Raw genomic sequence first — 16,124 nt, 5'->3', positions numbered from 1 at the left:
CCGGAGCGGGCCGCGCGATGACCCAATAAGACTTTCGCCAGGCCGTCCGCCCCGCGCGTACGGAACCGGCGAGCCAGACACTGAGCTCCTGTGCGGCGCCCGCGCCCCGGACGGCCAAGCCGCGTATCCCACGCGGACCCTGCCGGACCGGAACCAGGCGCGGCGCCCGGGAGCCTGACGGGAGAACCGCCCGCATGCCCCAGTCCACTGAACCCGGCACGACCGGGAACAACGAAGAGAACAACGCTCCCGGCGACAAGCTGCCGCCGCGCCGCAGGCGCCGCGCCGCGTCCCGGCCGGCCGGTCCGCCGGTGACGGAGGAGCGGGCCGCCGAGGCCGCCGCGCCGGCCATACCGGCCGTTGACGCCGGAGTGTCCGACAGCAAGCCCGCCGAGACCGCCGCGCCGGCGGAGGAGGCGGCCCCCGCCCGTCCGCGTCGTCGTGCGGTGCGCAAGGCGACGTCCCCGGCCGGTGCGCCGAAGGCCGCCGAGGCCACCGAGCCCGTCGCGGCCGCCGAGCCGGTGGCCGCCGAGGCCGCCGCTCCGATGGAGGAGGCGGCCCCCGCCCGTCCGCGTCGTCGTGCGGTGCGCAAGGCGACGTCCCCGGCCGGTGCGCCGAAGAGCGCCGAGGCCGCCGAGGTCGTGGAGGTCGTGGCGGAGGCCCCGGCCGTCGTCGAGCCCGAGCCGGTCGCCGAGACCCCGGCCGCCGAGCCCGCCGCGCCGCGTGGCCGGACCCGCCGCAGGGCATCGGCTCCGGCCGGTGCGCCGCAGTTCGCCGAGCCGGTGGCCGAGGCCGTCGTCGCGGTGGAGGAGGACGAGGAAGAGGAAGCGGAGGCCGTCGAGCCGGTCGCCGAGGTCGTGGAGGCCGCTCCGGCCCGTCCGCGTCGTCGTGCGGTGCGCAAGGCGACGTCCCCGGCCGGTGCGCCGAAGGGCGCCGAGGTCGTGGAGGTCGTGGCGGAGGCCCCGGCCGTCGTCGAGCCCGAGCCGGTCGCAGAGACCCCGGCCGCCGAGCCGGAGGCCGAGGACGCCGCGCCGCGCGGACGTCAGCGCCGCCGGGCCACTGCCGCCGCCGGCCGGCCGGAGTTCACGGCCCGGACCGAGGAGCCGGCCCGCAAGAGCCGCCGCGCCACCCGTCCCGCCGTGGCCGTGTTCCAGGCGCCGGTCTTCGCCGAGCCGATGTTCCAGACCCCGGAGACGGCGGCCGCCGCCGCTGCCGCCTCGCGTGAGGCGGAGAACGTGGCCGAGGAGGAGCCCGCGGCCGTCGAGGAGACGGCGTCCGCCGTCGAGGCCGAGCCGCAGTCCGGTCCGCGCCGCCGTCGCCGCCGTCGCGGTGAGGCCGCCGAGCCCGAGCAGGCCGCCGCCCCCGTCGTGGAGGAGCCGGCCGAGGAGGAGCCCGCCGAGCCCGAGGCCGAGCACGAGGGCGAGGGCGAGGAGACCGACGAGTACGGGGACCGCCCCTCGCGCCGCCGCCGTCGCGGGGGCCGTCGCCGCCGCCGTGGCGAGGCCCACGAGGGCGAGGAGGCCGCGGAGCAGTCCGCCGACGAGGCCGCCGCCGACCACGCCGAGGACGAGGCGGAGCACGCCGCGGACTCCGACGAGGAGGACGAGGAGCACGAGGCGGCCTCCGGTTCCAGCAGCAGCCGTCGCCGTCGCCGCCGTCGTCGCCGTAGCGGGGACGCCTCGGCCGATGCCGAGGGCGGCGCGGACGACCCGGAGCGCACGGTCGTCAAGGTCCGCGAGCCCCGCCGCAAGGAGGAGCGCGAGCCCGGCACCGGCTTCGACGAGGTCCAGTCCATCAAGGGCTCGACGCGCATGGAGGCCAAGAAGCAGCGCCGTCGCGAGGGCCGCGAGCAGGGCCGCCGCCGCGTCCCGATCATCACCGAGGCCGAGTTCCTGGCCCGCCGCGAGGCCGTCGAGCGGGTCATGGTCGTCCGCCAGAACGGCGACCGCACCCAGATCGGCGTCCTCGAGGACAACGTGCTCGTCGAGCACTACGTCAACAAGGAGCAGGCCACCAGCTACGTCGGCAACGTCTACCTGGGCAAGGTGCAGAACGTCCTGCCGTCCATGGAGGCCGCCTTCGTCGACATCGGCAAGGGCCGCAACGCCGTGCTCTACGCCGGTGAGGTCAACTTCGAGGCGCTCGGCATGGCCCACGGCCCGCGCCGCATCGAGACCGCCCTCAAGTCCGGCCAGTCCGTCCTCGTGCAGGTCACCAAGGACCCGATCGGCCACAAGGGCGCCCGCCTGACCAGCCAGGTCTCGCTGCCCGGCCGCTACCTGGTCTACGTGCCCGAGGGCTCGATGACCGGTATCAGCCGCAAGCTGCCCGACACCGAGCGGGCCCGGCTGAAGACCATCCTCAAGAAGATCGTCCCCGAGGACGCGGGCGTCATCGTCCGTACCGCCGCGGAGGGCGCGAGCGAGGACGAGCTGCGCCGCGACGTCGAGCGGCTCCAGCAGCAGTGGGAGGAGATCCAGAAGAAGTCGAAGAGCACCGGCAGCTCCAACGCGCCGACCCTGCTCTACGGCGAGCCGGACATGACCGTCCGGGTCGTCCGCGACATCTTCAACGAGGACTTCTCCAAGGTCATCGTCAGCGGCGACGACGCGTGGGAGACCATCCACGGCTACGTCTCGCAGGTGGCGCCCGACCTGGCGGACCGCCTGTCGCGCTGGACCTCCGAGGTCGACATCTTCGCGACGTACCGGATCGACGAGCAGCTGATGAAGGCGCTGGACCGGAAGGTCTATCTGCCGAGCGGCGGCTCGCTGGTGATCGACAAGACCGAGGCCATGGTCGTCGTCGACGTCAACACCGGCAAGTTCACCGGCCAGGGCGGCAACCTCGAGGAGACCGTCACCAAGAACAACCTGGAGGCGGCCGAGGAGATCGTGCGCCAGCTGCGGCTGCGCGACCTCGGTGGCATCGTCGTCGTCGACTTCATCGACATGGTGCTGGAGTCCAACCGGGACCTGGTGCTGCGGCGCCTGCTGGAGTGCCTGGGCCGGGACCGTACGAAGCACCAGGTCGCCGAGGTCACGTCGCTGGGCCTGGTCCAGATGACCCGCAAGCGGGTGGGCCAGGGGCTGCTGGAGTCCTTCTCCGAGACCTGTGTCCACTGCAACGGGCGCGGTGTGATCGTCCACATGGAGCAGCCGACGTCGGTCGGTGGCGGCGGCAAGCGTTCCAAGAAGCGCGGCCGGGGCGGTGCGGACCACGAGCACGTGGCCGAGGCCGTGACGGAGACCGAGGTCGAGGCCGAGACCGAGGCGGAGGTCGCCGCCGAGGCGGCCGCCCCGATGGCGCTGCCCGAGCCGGAGTTCGCCCCGGACGAGGAGCTGTACAGCAGCGCGGCCGAGGCCGAGGCGGCGGTGTCCCGCGGCCGTGGCCGCCGTCGGGCGACCCGCAAGGCGACGGCCCCGGCCGGTGCCCCGAAGGCCGTCGAGCCGGAGCCCGTCGTGGCCGCCGAGCCCGCCGAGCCCGAGGCCGAGCCGGTCGTGGTTCCGGAGCCGGTGGCCGAGGCCCCCGCCCCGGTTGCCGAGGAGACCCCCGCGGCCGAGGCCCCCAAGGCCCGTACCCGCCGCCGGGCGACCCGCAAGGCGACCGCACCGGCCGGCTCCCCGGCCCCGTCCGAGGAGGCCCCGGCCGAGGCGGCACCCGTCGAGGCGGCACCTGTCGAGGCGGCCGCCGCGGCGGAGCCCGCCGAGCCCGAGCCGGCTCCGGCCGAGCGGCCCGCCGCTCCGGAGGGCGCACCCGAGGAGGCGCCCGCCGAGGCCGCCCCGCCGCGTGCGCGTCGCCGGGTGACCCGCAAGGTCACCGCCCCCGCGGGTTCGCCCGCGGGTGGAGAGGGGGCCGAGGTCGTCGTGGTGACCGCCCCGTCCGAGCCCGAGCCCGAGGCGACGGCGGACGCGGAGGCCGAGACGGCGGCCCCGGCCAAGAAGGCGGCCCGCAAGACCGCCAAGAAGGCCACGGCCAAGAAGGCGGCCACGAAGAAGACGGCCGCCAAGAAGACCGCCGCGAAGAAGACGACGGCCAAGAAGGCGGCGACGAAGAAGGCCGCCACGGCGGAGAAGGCGGCGAAGGCCGCCGCTCCCGCCGACGTCGAGAGCTGACCGGCGGCCGGAACACGACGGAGGGGGCGCGGACCGATGGTCCGCGCCCCCTCCGCGCTTTCACTCTTTATGGATCACCGCTGAGGCGTGCGTCACGTTGCCTTTTACCTTCACGAAACCTCCTGTGAAAAGCCTGATAATGTGACGCGGCTGCCACCGAACAGTCTGATTTCAGAGGGTTGGGTGGTGTGTCAGCCTGCGTCGGCAGAACCAGAAAGCCTTCCGCCCGGGTGCGTCACACCCGAGGCAAAAGGGCGATTTGTGCACAAATTTTGGTACGGAATCGGCCATGCGCCGGGGCGGCGGAGCCTCATCCGACATTCGCAGGCCCTCGGAGTCATCGCCTTTCACGTGATCTTGCGGTGTCAAGGAGGGTGTCCATGTCGAGCGACAACGGGGAGATGATCCCCGCAGCCCGGCCGGTGATCGGTGAGGAAGAGATCGAGGCCGCCGTGCGCGTACTGCGCAGCGGCCGCGTCGTGCAGGGGCCTGAGGTCGCGGCCTTCGAGGAGGGCTTCTCGGAGCTGGTGGGCGGACGCCACTGCGTGGCGGTCAACTCGGGCACCTCGGCGCTCCATTTGCTGCTGCTCGCGCTCGGGATAGGCCCCGGCGACGAGGTGATCGTCCCGTCGTTCTCCTTCGCGGCCTCCGCGAACGCGGTCCGCCTGGCCGGCGCCGACGTGGTCTTCGCGGACATCGAGCCGGGCAGCTTCGGGCTGGACCCGGCCGCCGTCGAAGCGGCGATCACGCCCCGTACGGCCGCGATCATGCCCGTCCACCTGTACGGCCACCCGGCCGCGATGGACGCGCTCATGCCGATCGCGCAGAAGCACGCCCTGGCCGTCGTGGAGGACGCCTGCCAGGCGCACACCGCGGCGCTGGGCGGGACCCCGGTTGGCGCCTTCGGTTCCGGCGGTGCCTTCAGCTTCTACCCCACCAAGAACATGCACTCTCTTGAGGGCGGCATGATCACCGCGGCCGATGCCGAGGTCGCACGCACCCTCAGGCTGCTGCGCAACCAGGGCATGGAGCAGCGGTACGCCAACGAGATCGTCGGCGCCAACATGCGGATGACCGATGTCTCCGCCGCCGTCGGGCGCGTACAGCTCGGGAAGGTGCTCGGCTGGACCGAGCAGCGACGCGCCAACGCCGCCTATCTCGACCAGCACATCAGCGCGCCCAACATCACGGTTCCACCCGTCGCCGAAGGTGCACGTCACGTTTACCACCAGTACACCATCCGGGTGCAGGGTGACCGGGATGCCGCCATGGCCAGGCTGACCGAGGCGGGCATCGGCAACGCCGTGTACTACCCGACCCCGATCCACCGGCTGAAGCCGTACTGGGAGCCCGACCAGAAGGCCGGGCGTAACTGGGACCTGCCGCAGACCGAGCGCGCCGCTGCCGAGGTCGTCTCCCTGCCCGTGCACCCGTCGCTGACGCAGCACGACCTCGAGCGCATCGTTGCCGCAGTGAACTCGCTGGGAGAAATGCAGTGACCGCAGGACTGAGAGCGGGCCTGGTCGGCCTCGGCTCGATGGGCCGCCACCACGCCCGTGTGCTGGCCGGCCTGGAAGGCGTGGAGCTGGTCGGCGTCGTCGACCCGATGGGGGACAAGAACGGCTGGGCGCAGGGCGCCCCCGTCCTGTCGACGGTCGACGAGCTGATCGCCCAGGGCCTCGACTACGCCGTCGTGGCCTGCCCCACCGCGCTCCACGAGGAGGTCGGGCTCCGCCTGGCCGAGGCCGGGGTCTGCGCGCTGATCGAGAAGCCGCTCGCCGACACTGTGGAAGGCGCTCGGCGCCTGGTCGAGGCGTTCGAGTCGCGGGGCCTGGTCGCGGGCGTCGGCCATATCGAGCGCTGCAACCCGGCGCTCCGGTCGATGCGGGCCAGGCTGGAGGCCGGCGAGCTGGGCGAGGTCTTCCAGGTCGTCACCCGGCGCCAGGGCCCCTTCCCGCACCGTATCGCCGACGTCGGCGTGGTCAAGGACCTCGCCACCCACGACATCGACCTGACGGGCTGGGCGACGGGGCAGACGTACGAGTCGATCGCCGCCCACACCGTGTCGAAGTCCGGCCGTCCGCACGAGGACATGGTCTCGGCCGTGGGCCGGCTCTCCGACGGGACTATGGTCAACCACCTGGTCAACTGGCTGAGCCCGCTGAAGGAACGTTTCACCTCCGTTACTGGCGAGCGCGGCACGTTCATTGCGGACACCCTCACCGCCGACCTGACCTTCCACTCGAACGCCGCGGTCGCCACCGAGTGGGAGGCGCTCCAGGCGTTCCGGGGCGTCTCCGAGGGCGACATGATCCGCTACGCCATACCCAAGCGCGAGCCGCTGCTGGTCGAGCACGAGCTCTTCCGGGACGCGGTACGCGGCATCGAGAAGGACATCTGCACCTTGCGTGACGGTCTCCGCACGGTCGAGGTGGCCGCGGCGGTATTGGAATCGGCGCGGAGCGGACGCACCATCACGACCTCCGCAGGAGAGCTGGCCACACATGGATCCTGAGAACAACACGACGCCGCGCCTCGGTACCCGGGGTCGGATCGTCATGCTCGTCGACAACGCGGTGAACGGGGACTCCAGGGTCCAGAAGGAAGCCCGCTCCGCGGCGGAGGCGGGCTGGGACGTCATCCTGCTCGGCAAGTCGCCCAGCAAGTCCGAGCAGCACTGGATGCTCGGCGACGCACAGGTCCGGCTGCTCAAGGTGCCCGCACCGATGCAGCGCCGCCGCCACGAGTACCGGCGTGCCCCGCTGCGCTCCCCGCTGGCCTATCGGCCTGGACCGCTCGCCGCCTACCGCAAGCAGAAGATGAAGGCATGGCGGGCCGACCTCAAGCTGCGCCGGATCATGGCGAACGAGAACGGCGCGGCGCTGTCGAAGGCGGCGCTCCTTCCCGAGCGGGTCGGGGCGAAGGTGGCCAGCCGCTGGGTCGACACCCGGGTGCGGAGCACTCTTGCCCTGGAGCAGCGGCGCAAGCGGATGGATGCTCCGCTGGACCGGTTCACCACGGCGTTCTGGCAGCGGACGATGGGCGATCGGGCCTGGCGCAAGCTCGACCCCTTCCTCCTCGACCTCGACCTCGCCTACGGCAAGGTGATCGACGAGCTGAAGCCCGACCTGATCCACGCCAACGACTTCCGCATGCTGGGCGTTGGCGCCCGGGCCGTGATGCGGGCGCGCGCGGAGCGGCGTGACATCAAGCTGGTGTGGGACGCGCACGAGTTCCTGCCCGGCATCAAGCCGTGGGACCCGCACCCCCGTTGGCACGCAGCGCAGTGCCTCCACGAGCTGGCTTACTCCAGGTACGCCGACGCGGTCACCACGGTCTCGTCCACCCTCGCGGACATGCTGGTCGAGCGGCACGGGCTCGCCGAGAAGCCCGCGGTCGTCCTGAACGCCCCGGACGCCGAGGTTTCGCCCGAACAGGCCGCGGAGCCGGTCCCTGACCTGCGCGAGCTGTGCGGCATCGGCCCCGATGCGCCGCTCGCGGTCTACAGCGGTGCCGCGGCGCCGCAGCGCGGCCTGGACATCATGATCGAGTCGCTGCCGCAACTGCCGGATCTGCACGTCGCGTTCATCGTGCTGCGCCCGAAGTCCGCGTACATGACCGGGCTGGCGGAGCGCGCGGAGGAGTTCGGTGTCGCCGACCGGGTGCACATCCTCCCGTACGTGCCGCACTACCAGGTAGTCCGCTTCCTGTCGGCCGCGGACCTCGGGGTCATCCCGATCCACCACTGGCCGAACCACGAGATCGCTCTGATCACCAAGTTCTTCGAGTACTCGCACGCCCGGCTGCCGTTCGTGGTCAGTGATGTGAAGACGATGAGCGCCATGGTCGCGGAGACCGGTCAGGGTGAGGTCTTCAAGGCGGAGGACGTGGCGGACTACGTCCGCGCGGTGAAGGCGGTCCTCGCCGACCCGAAGAAGTACCGGGAGGTCTACGACCGGCCCGGTCTGCTCGACCAGTGGACCTGGGAAGCCCAGGCGGCGGAGCTCGACGAGGTGTATACGAAGCTGCTGCCCGGTAGCCGTCGCGTATCCGCCGAGAGACCCGCCGAGGTGACGGTGTGACCGGCAGGACCGCTGCCCCCGATGTCACGGTCGTCGTGGCCGTGTACAACACCATGCCGTACCTCACCGAGTGCCTGAACTCGCTGATGAGGCAGTCCATCGGACTGGACCGCCTGGAAGTCGTCGCGGTCGACGACGGCTCGACCGACGACAGCGGTGCCGAACTCGACCGGTTCGCCGAGCGCTACCCGGACACGGTCAAGGTCGTCCATCAGGCCAACTCGGGCGGTCCGGCCATGCCGAGCAACCGGGCACTGGACCTGGCCACCGGCCGGTACGTCTACTTCATCGGCTCCGACGACTACCTCGGCGAGGAGGCGCTGGAGCGGATGGTGGCCTGCGCGGACGCCAACGGCTCCGACGTCGTCATCGGCAAGATGGTCGGCACCAACGGCCGGTACGTGCGCCAGTCGCTCTACAAGGCCAACGACCCCGACATCAGCCTTTACGGCCCCGAGCTGCCGTTCGCCCTGGCCAACACCAAACTCTTCCGCCGTGACCTGGTGGAGCAGCACAAACTGCGCTTCCCCGAGGATCTGCCGGTCGGCAGCGACCAGCCGTTCACCATCGAGGCCTGCGTACGCGCGCGCAAGATATCGGTGGTCGCGGACTACACCTGCTACTACGCGGTGAAACGCGGGGACGCCAGCAACATCACCTACCGGGCCAACCACCTGGCGCGGCTGCGCTGTACCGCCGAGATCATGGACCGGACGGCGGAGCTGGTCGAGGCCGGACCGAAGCGTGATGCCGTCCTCAAGCGTCACTTCACCTGGGAACTCTCCAAGCTCATCCAGAAGGATTTCGTCGCGCTCGATGGCGAGACGAAGGGGAGCGTCTGCGCCGGAATCGCCCGGCTCGCCGATGCCTATCTGACGGACGCGCTGAGCGACGCGCTGCCGGTGAAGCTCCGGGCGCGCCTCCGGCTCGCACAGCGCGGCGCCATCGACGAGCTCTGCCGAGCCATCACCGAGGAGGCCGAGCACGGAGCGCCGCCCTTCCACCTGGAGGACGGCCGGGCCTTCGCCCGCTACCCCGGTTTCCGCGACGTCGGTCTCGGACTGCCCGACCGCTGCTTCGAACTGGTCGGGGAGGCCGTCCCCGGCCGACTCGCCGACAAGACCGCGCTGGTCGAGTCGGAGTGGTTGCAGAAGGGCGACGAGCTGGCGCTGGCGCTGGCCGTACGGATCGGTGTCGTGGGTGACACCGGCTCCGCGGTGGTCCGCCTTGCCGAAGGGGCCATGCCCAACAGCGCCGACAAGGCGCGCGCCCGACGCCTGCCTGGAGGTCATGAACTGCCGCCGGTCCAGGGAGAGTTCACCACCGAGATGACGTCCGACGGCAACGCCACCCTGCTGCGCGCCCGAATACCGCTCGCGGCACGGAAGGCCAAGCGCGGAGTACGCGTCTACGTGGACGTGGCCGGGAGGACGTACGAGATCCCGGTGCGCGGCGACGGGCAGCCCATGCCGCTCGCCCGCAAATGGCACGGTGAGGATGAGCCGTACCGTGCCGCGGCGCACCTCAACTCCAAGGGGCGCGTGGTGATCGTCACCGGCCCGCTCCACCCGTCCAAGACACCGCTGGGTTCGCGGCTCCGCTCCCGGCTGATCGGCGCCAAGCGCTCCAAGAGGAAATAACCATGAACATCTGTGTAGTAGCCCTCGGCAAGATCGGTCTGCCGCTCGCCGTGCAGTTCGCCGCCAAGGGCCACCGGGTGATCGGCGCCGACGTCAACGAGAAGGTCGTCGAGCTGGTCAACGCTGGTCTCGAGCCGTTCCCCGGCGAGCACGACCTGGACGTCAAGCTCAAGGAGGCCGTTGGGGCCGGCCTGCTCACCGCCACCACGGACACCGCCGCCGCGGTCGCGCAGTCCGAGGCCGTCGTGGTCGTCGTCCCGCTCTTCGTGGACGCCGAGGGCACCCCGGACTTCGGGTGGATGGACTCCGCGACCAAGACGATCGCCGCCGGCCTCAAGCCCGGCACCCTGGTCAGCTACGAGACCACGTTGCCGGTCGGCACCACCCGCACCCGCTGGGCGCCGATGCTGGAGGAGGGCTCCGGGCTGAAGGCCGGCGACGGCTTCCACCTGGTGTTCTCCCCGGAGCGGGTGCTCACCGGCCGGGTCTTCGCGGACCTGCGCCGCTACCCGAAGCTGGTCGGCGGTATCGACGCGGCCTCGGCCGAGCACGGCGTGTCGTTCTACGAGTCGGTCCTCGACTTCGACGACCGCGACGACCTGCCGCGCCCCAACGGTGTCTGGGACCTGGGCACCGCCGAGGCGTCCGAGCTGGCCAAGCTCGCCGAGACCACCTACCGGGACGTCAACATCGGCCTGGCCAACCAGTTCGCCCGCTTCGCCGACCAGCAGAACATCGACGTCCTCAAGGTCATCGACGCCTGCAACTCGCAGCCCTACAGTCACATCCACCAGCCGGGCATCGCCGTCGGCGGCCACTGCATCCCGATCTACCCGCGGATGTACCTCTGGAACGACCCGTCGGCCACCGTGGTCCGCTCGGCGCGCGAGGCCAACGCCGCCATGCCGGAGTACGCGGTCGACCTGCTCGCCGCCGCCTACGGAGACCTGGACGGGGTGGGCGTGCTGGTGCTGGGCGCCGCCTACCGGGGCGGCGTGAAGGAGACGGCCTTCTCGGGCGTCTTCCCGACCGTCGAGGCCCTCAAGGCCCGGGGCGCGGTTCCGTTCGTCTCGGACCCGATGTACACGTCCGAGGAACTGGCCGCGCACGGCCTCGTCCCGCACGAGGGCCAGACGGTCACCGCGGCCATCCTCCAGGCCGACCACGCCGAGTACCGCGAGCTGGCCGCAGCCGACCTCCCGGACGTCCGCGTCCTGGTCGACGGCCGCCGCACCACGGACCCGGCCCGCTGGGAGGGCGTCCGCCGCGTAGTCATCGGCGGCTGACCCCAAAACCGGTACGGGGGAAGGGGACCGGACGGCGCTCAGGTCGTCCGGCGCCCTTCCGTACATCTGTCCGATACGACGTCCCGGACGGGCCGTGGGGCTACGCGGTGTGCTCCGTCAGGGCCCCGTCCTTCTCCGCGTACAGGGCGCCGGTCTGCGGGCACTCCCACACACCCGGCTCGCCCTCGCGTTCCACGAGCTTCACGCCCGCGTGGCCGACCCAGCCGACCCGGCGGGCCGGGACGCCGACGACCAGGGCGAAGTCGGGGACGTCCTTGGTGACCACCGCGCCGGCCGCGACCATGGCCCAGCGGCCGATCCGGACCGGGGCGACGGCGACCGAGCGGGCGCCCAGGGAGGCGCCCTCGGCGATCTTCACGCCCACGGCCTCCCAGTCGCCACCGCGCTTCTGCTTGCCGTCGGGGTCGACGGAGCGCGGGTTGTGGTCGTTGGTGAGGACCACTGACGGGCCGATGAAGACCCCGTCGGCCAGTTCGGCGGGCTCGTACACGAGCGCGTAGTTCTGGATCTTCACGTTGTCGCCGATCCGGACGCCCGTACCGACGTAGGCGCCGCGTCCGACCACACAGCCCTCGCCCAGCCGGGCGCCCTCGCGGATCTGGGCGAGCTCCCAGACGCTGCTTCCGGCGCCGATCTCGGCGGTCTCGTCGACCTGGGCGGTGGGCTGGACTCTGTAGTTCACTGAACGTCTGCCTTTCGGAGTAGGGCCTCGCGCGGCGAGCCTACGACCTGGTGCGACAAGCGTTCGCGTGAGGCATCCGGCAGCGTCCCGGTTTGACCGGCTGCGGGCAGCCCCGTAATCTTGCCCATCGGCGTGTTTCCTATGCGCGCCTTCCCCTGAGCACATTCCTCCTGGTGGCTCCGTCCGCCGGGAGAGGCCGCTCGTCCATTCGGATCATTCCGGGCCCCGGCCCGGGTGAGTGGCTGGCATCAGGGGTTCCGTTCCGAGCGAGAGAGAGATCCGCGTGTACGCCATCGTGCGCAGCGGTGGCCGCCAGCACAAGGTTGCTGTCGGTGACATCGTCGAGGTTGACAAGATTTCCACCGCCAAGGTGGGCGACACGGTCGAGCTCTCGACCCTGCTCGTGGTCGACGGCGACGCCGTGACCAGCGACCCGTGGGTGCTGGCCGGCATCAAGGTCCAGGCCGAGGTCGTGGACCACCACAAGGGCGCGAAGATCGACATCCTTCGCTACAAGAACAAGACCGGCTACCGCCGTCGCCAGGGTCACCGTCAGCAGTACACGGCGATCAAGGTCACCGGTATCCCCGCGGCTGCGAAGTAAGGGACTGAGGAGACATGGCACACAAGAAGGGCGCATCGTCCACCCGGAACGGGCGCGATTCCAATGCTCAGCGGCTCGGCGTGAAGCGCTTCGGCGGCCAGGCCGTCAACGCCGGTGAGATCCTGGTCCGCCAGCGCGGCACCCACTTCCACCCGGGCACGGGCGTCGGCCGTGGCGGCGACGACACGCTGTTCGCGCTCGCCGCGGGTGCGGTCGAGTTCGGCACGCACCGTGGCCGCAAGGTCGTGAACATCGTTCCGATCGCCGGCTGACACCCCGGCGCTCGTCGAGCGGTTCCTGCGGAGGCGGACCTCACTTCCCGTTACGGGAAGCGGGTCCGCCTTTCGCGTGTTCCTCCGATGAGGAACGCCGTCCCCCGGCCGTCACGCAGGCGCGGAGGGGCGGCACGAGTGAGACATTTCTGTACGGATGTAACTGGAGGTTCCACCCATGACCACCTTCGTGGACCGCGTCGAACTGCATGTCGCCGCGGGTAACGGAGGCCACGGCTGTGCCTCCGTACACCGCGAGAAGTTCAAGCCGCTCGGCGGCCCGGACGGCGGCAACGGCGGCCGTGGCGGCGATGTGACCCTGGTCGTCGACCAGGCGGTCACCACGCTCCTCGACTACCACCACCACCCCCACCGCAAGGCCACCAACGGCCAGCCCGGCGCGGGCGACCACCGCTCCGGCAAGGACGGCCAGGACCTGGTCCTGCTGGTCCCCGACGGCACGGTCGTCCTCGACCGGAACGGCGAGGTCCTCGCCGACCTGGTCGGCCAGGGCACCACGTTCGTCGCCGGTCAGGGCGGCCGGGGCGGCCTCGGCAACGCCGCGCTGGCCTCCGCCCGGCGCAAGGCCCCCGGCTTCGCGCTGCTCGGCGAGCCCGGCGAGGCCCGGGACATCGTCCTGGAGCTGAAGACCGTCGCCGACGTCGCGCTGGTCGGCTACCCGAGCGCGGGCAAGTCCTCGCTGATCTCGGTCCTCTCCGCGGCCAAGCCGAAGATCGCCGACTACCCCTTCACCACCCTCGTCCCGAACCTCGGCGTGGTCACCGCGGGCAGCACGGTCTACACCGTCGCCGACGTCCCCGGTCTGATCCCGGGCGCCAGCCAGGGCCGGGGCCTCGGCCTGGAGTTCCTGCGCCACGTCGAGCGCTGCTCGGTCCTGGTGCACGTGCTGGACACCGCGACGCTGGAGTCCGACCGCGACCCGGTCTCCGACCTCGACATCATCGAGGAGGAGCTGAAGCAGTACGGCGGGCTGGAGGACCGGCCCCGCATCGTCGTCCTCAACAAGATCGACATCCCGGACGGCCAGGACCTCGCCGACATGATCCGCCCGGACCTGGAGGAGCGCGGCTACCGCGTCTTCGAAGTCTCCGCGGTCGCCCGCACCGGCCTGAAGGAGCTCTCCTACGCGCTCGCCGGGATCGTCGCCGAGGCGCGCGCGGCCAAGCCGGTCGAGGTGGCGACCCGGATCGTCATCCGCCCGAAGGCCGTCGACGACGCGGGCTTCACCGTCACGCAGGAGGAGGACGGCCTGTACCGGGTGCGCGGCGAGAAGCCGGAACGCTGGGTGCGCCAGACCGACTTCAACAACGACGAGGCCGTCGGCTACCTGGCCGACCGGCTCAACCGCCTCGGGGTCGAGGACGCGCTGCTGAAGGCCGGGGCCCGGTCCGGCGACGGAGTCGCGATCGGCGTCGAGGACAACGCGGTCGTCTTCGACTGGGAGCCGTCGATGTCCGCCGGTGCGGAGATGCTCGGCCGCCGCGGCGAGGACCACCGCTTCGAGGCGCCGCGCCCGGCCGCGCAGCGCCGTCGCGACCGCGAGGCGGAGCGCGACGAGGCGCAGCAGGACTACGAGGGGTTCAATCCGTTCTGATCCGGACACCTTGTTCCGGCCACCCGGGATGCGTTCCGAGGAATCCACACGGGTTCCGGGTGGTCGGTGGAACGGTTCCTTTGTCACACGTCCGAGGGAACCAAACCTGCTCAGGGGTGATTCGTGGCGCTCGGTCGTGTGGTGTCGATCACCTGCCGGGGAGGCGCGGATTCCGGTATTCGCCCTGATGGCAAGGGAACGAAAGGTGTCGAGGGGGCGTGCGACGGCCATCGTCCACCTTGCGAGACGGTAACGGAGAGTGCAACCATCGCTGTATCTCCCAGCCTCGCAAGGTAGGTCGTCTGTGTCTGCTCAGCACATAGCCAAAGCCCGAACCACAGCAGTCGTGCTCGCCGGCGGCACCGGCCAGCGCGTGGGTCTGTCCATTCCCAAGCAGCTGCTGAAGATCGCTGGCAAGGCCGTCATCGAGCACACGCTGTCGATCTTCCAGCAGGCCGACTCCATCGACGACATCATCGTGCTGATGGCGCCGGGCTACGTCCCCGACGTGGAGAAGATCGTCGCCAAGGCCGGCCTCACCAAGGTCGTCAAGGTGATCGAGGGCGGCTCGACCCGCAACGAGACCACCGAGCGCGCCATCGAGGCCCTCGGCGAGGGCCTGGCCGAGGGCGAGGACCGCAACGTCCTCTTCCACGACGCCGTGCGCCCGCTGCTCTCGCAGCGCGTCATCAAGGACTGCGTCGACGCCCTCGACCGCTACCAGGCGGTCGACGTCGCCATCCCGTCCGCGGACACGATCATCGTGACCCGCACCCATGGCGACGACGGCGAGTTCATCACCGACGTGCCGGACCGCTCCCGGCTGCGCCGGGGCCAGACGCCGCAGGCGTTCAAGCTCTCCACGATCCGCCGGGCCTACGAGGTCGCCTCGGGCGACCCGAACTTCCAGGCGACCGACGACTGCTCGGTCGTCCTGAAGTACCTTCCCGACGTGCCGATCTACGTCGTGGCCGGCGACGAGTACAACATGAAGGTCACGCAGCCGGTCGACGTCTTCATCGCGGACAAGCTGTTCCAGCTGGCCTCCACGGCGGCTCCGCAGCCCGCCGACGACGCCGCCTACCGCGAGCTGCTCACTGGCAAGACCCTGGTCGTCTTCGGCGGTTCGTACGGCATCGGCGCGGACATCGCGGCGCTCGCCGAGTCCTACGGCGCCACCGTCTACGCCCTGGGCCGCTCGACCACCGGCACCCACGTGGAGAACCCGGCCCACGTCGACGAGGCGCTCTCCAAGGCGTACTCCGAGACCGGCCGGGTCGACTACGTGATCAACACCGCCGGGGTGCTCCGCATCGGCAAGCTCGCCGAGACCGACAGCGCGACCATCCAGGAAGCGCTGAACGTCAACTACCTGGCCCCCGTGCAGATCGCCCGCGCCTCGTACAAGTACCTCGCCGAGACCAAGGGCCAGCTGCTGCTCTACACCTCCAGCAGCTACACCCGGGGCCGCGCCGAGTACAGCCTCTACTCCTCGACCAAGGCCGCCATGGTGAACCTCACCCAGGCGCTCTCGGACGAGTGGGCGGCCGACGGTGTGCGGGTGAACTGCGTGAACCCCGAGCGCACCGCCACCCCGATGCGCACCAAGGCGTTCGGCCAGGAGCCGGCGGGCACGCTGCTCTCCTCCGAGGCGGTCGCCAGGACCTCGCTCGACGTCCTGCTCTCCGAGCTGACCGGCCATGTCATCGACGTACGCCAGCAGGACCCGACCAAGGGCGCGTCCGAGGCGTCCGGCTTCGAGCAGGCCCTTGCCGCCGTCCTCGACCGTCAGGCCGATGTGTAATAA

11 protein-coding genes are annotated in these 16,124 nt (G+C 71.1%); 10 read left to right on the top strand and 1 reads right to left on the bottom strand.

Annotated features, from left to right (window positions below):
* The first annotated feature begins 194 nt into the window (after positions 1–194).
* From ACWC97_RS12725 to ACWC97_RS12700, 6 genes are all read left to right on the top strand, one after another.
* Positions 195–4,115 (top strand): Rne/Rng family ribonuclease, encoded by a 3,921-nt coding sequence (locus ACWC97_RS12725; RefSeq protein ID WP_450649080.1) that lies wholly within the window; start codon positions 195–197, stop codon positions 4,113–4,115.
* Between the two features lie 380 nt (positions 4,116–4,495).
* Positions 4,496–5,614, top strand: coding sequence for a DegT/DnrJ/EryC1/StrS family aminotransferase (locus ACWC97_RS12720; RefSeq protein WP_450649078.1), 1,119 nt, complete (start codon positions 4,496–4,498; stop codon positions 5,612–5,614).
* Positions 5,611–6,630: a Gfo/Idh/MocA family protein gene (locus ACWC97_RS12715; protein WP_450649076.1), complete on the top strand. Its 1,020-nt coding sequence runs from the start codon at positions 5,611–5,613 to the stop codon at positions 6,628–6,630. The genes ACWC97_RS12720 and ACWC97_RS12715 overlap by 4 nt, the downstream gene beginning before the upstream one ends.
* Positions 6,620–8,197 (top strand): glycosyltransferase family 4 protein, encoded by a 1,578-nt coding sequence (locus tag ACWC97_RS12710; RefSeq protein ID WP_450649074.1) that lies wholly within the window; start codon positions 6,620–6,622, stop codon positions 8,195–8,197. The genes ACWC97_RS12715 and ACWC97_RS12710 overlap by 11 nt, the downstream gene beginning before the upstream one ends.
* A gap of 53 nt (positions 8,198–8,250) precedes the next feature.
* Positions 8,251–9,837, top strand: coding sequence for a glycosyltransferase family 2 protein (locus ACWC97_RS12705; protein WP_450649257.1), 1,587 nt, complete (start codon positions 8,251–8,253; stop codon positions 9,835–9,837).
* A gap of 2 nt (positions 9,838–9,839) precedes the next feature.
* Entirely contained in the window at positions 9,840–11,123 is a 1,284-nt protein-coding gene (locus tag ACWC97_RS12700; RefSeq protein ID WP_450649072.1) for a nucleotide sugar dehydrogenase, read from the top strand.
* Positions 11,124–11,223: 100 nt separating this feature from the next.
* On the opposite strand, the gene ACWC97_RS12695 is transcribed toward ACWC97_RS12700, so the two are convergent.
* Positions 11,224–11,826 carry an acyltransferase gene (locus tag ACWC97_RS12695; RefSeq protein WP_450649070.1) on the bottom strand — a complete coding sequence of 201 codons (603 nt, stop codon included), beginning with the start codon at positions 11,824–11,826 and terminating at the stop codon, positions 11,224–11,226.
* 283 nt (positions 11,827–12,109) lie between these two features.
* Between ACWC97_RS12695 and rplU the strand changes: the two genes are divergently transcribed.
* The 4 genes from rplU to ACWC97_RS12675 all read left to right on the top strand — a co-directional run bounded on the left by rplU (position 12,110) and on the right by ACWC97_RS12675 (position 16,121).
* Complete coding sequence (rplU, locus tag ACWC97_RS12690; RefSeq protein ID WP_042812502.1) at positions 12,110–12,430, top strand: 50S ribosomal protein L21; 321 nt, start codon at positions 12,110–12,112, stop codon at positions 12,428–12,430.
* 14 nt (positions 12,431–12,444) lie between these two features.
* Positions 12,445–12,702, top strand: coding sequence for a 50S ribosomal protein L27 (rpmA, locus tag ACWC97_RS12685; protein ID WP_018103204.1), 258 nt, complete (start codon positions 12,445–12,447; stop codon positions 12,700–12,702).
* A 178-nt stretch (positions 12,703–12,880) separates the two neighbouring features.
* Complete coding sequence (obgE, locus tag ACWC97_RS12680) at positions 12,881–14,317, top strand: GTPase ObgE (protein ID WP_450649067.1); 1,437 nt, start codon at positions 12,881–12,883, stop codon at positions 14,315–14,317.
* 304 nt (positions 14,318–14,621) lie between these two features.
* Complete coding sequence (locus ACWC97_RS12675; protein ID WP_450649065.1) at positions 14,622–16,121, top strand: D-ribitol-5-phosphate cytidylyltransferase; 1,500 nt, start codon at positions 14,622–14,624, stop codon at positions 16,119–16,121.
* Positions 16,122–16,124: the final 3 nt, after the last annotated feature.

The organism is Streptomyces sp. NPDC001108, assembly GCF_053598535.1.
This window is presented reverse-complemented; position numbering and strand designations above follow the sequence as displayed.

What these genes read in the sequence shown, in the direction of transcription:
- ACWC97_RS12700 (WP_450649072.1), top strand. Translation starts at nt 9,840, where the DNA reads ATGAACATCTGTGTAGTAGCCCTCGGCAAGATCGGTCTGCCGCTCGCC.
- ACWC97_RS12710 (WP_450649074.1), top strand. Translation starts at nt 6,620, where the DNA reads ATGGATCCTGAGAACAACACGACGCCGCGCCTCGGTACCCGGGGTCGG.
- obgE (WP_450649067.1), top strand. Translation starts at nt 12,881, where the DNA reads ATGACCACCTTCGTGGACCGCGTCGAACTGCATGTCGCCGCGGGTAAC.
- ACWC97_RS12705 (WP_450649257.1), top strand. Translation starts at nt 8,251, where the DNA reads ATGCCGTACCTCACCGAGTGCCTGAACTCGCTGATGAGGCAGTCCATC.
- rpmA (WP_018103204.1), top strand. Translation starts at nt 12,445, where the DNA reads ATGGCACACAAGAAGGGCGCATCGTCCACCCGGAACGGGCGCGATTCC.
- ACWC97_RS12720 (WP_450649078.1), top strand. Translation starts at nt 4,496, where the DNA reads ATGTCGAGCGACAACGGGGAGATGATCCCCGCAGCCCGGCCGGTGATC.
- ACWC97_RS12725 (WP_450649080.1), top strand. Translation starts at nt 195, where the DNA reads ATGCCCCAGTCCACTGAACCCGGCACGACCGGGAACAACGAAGAGAAC.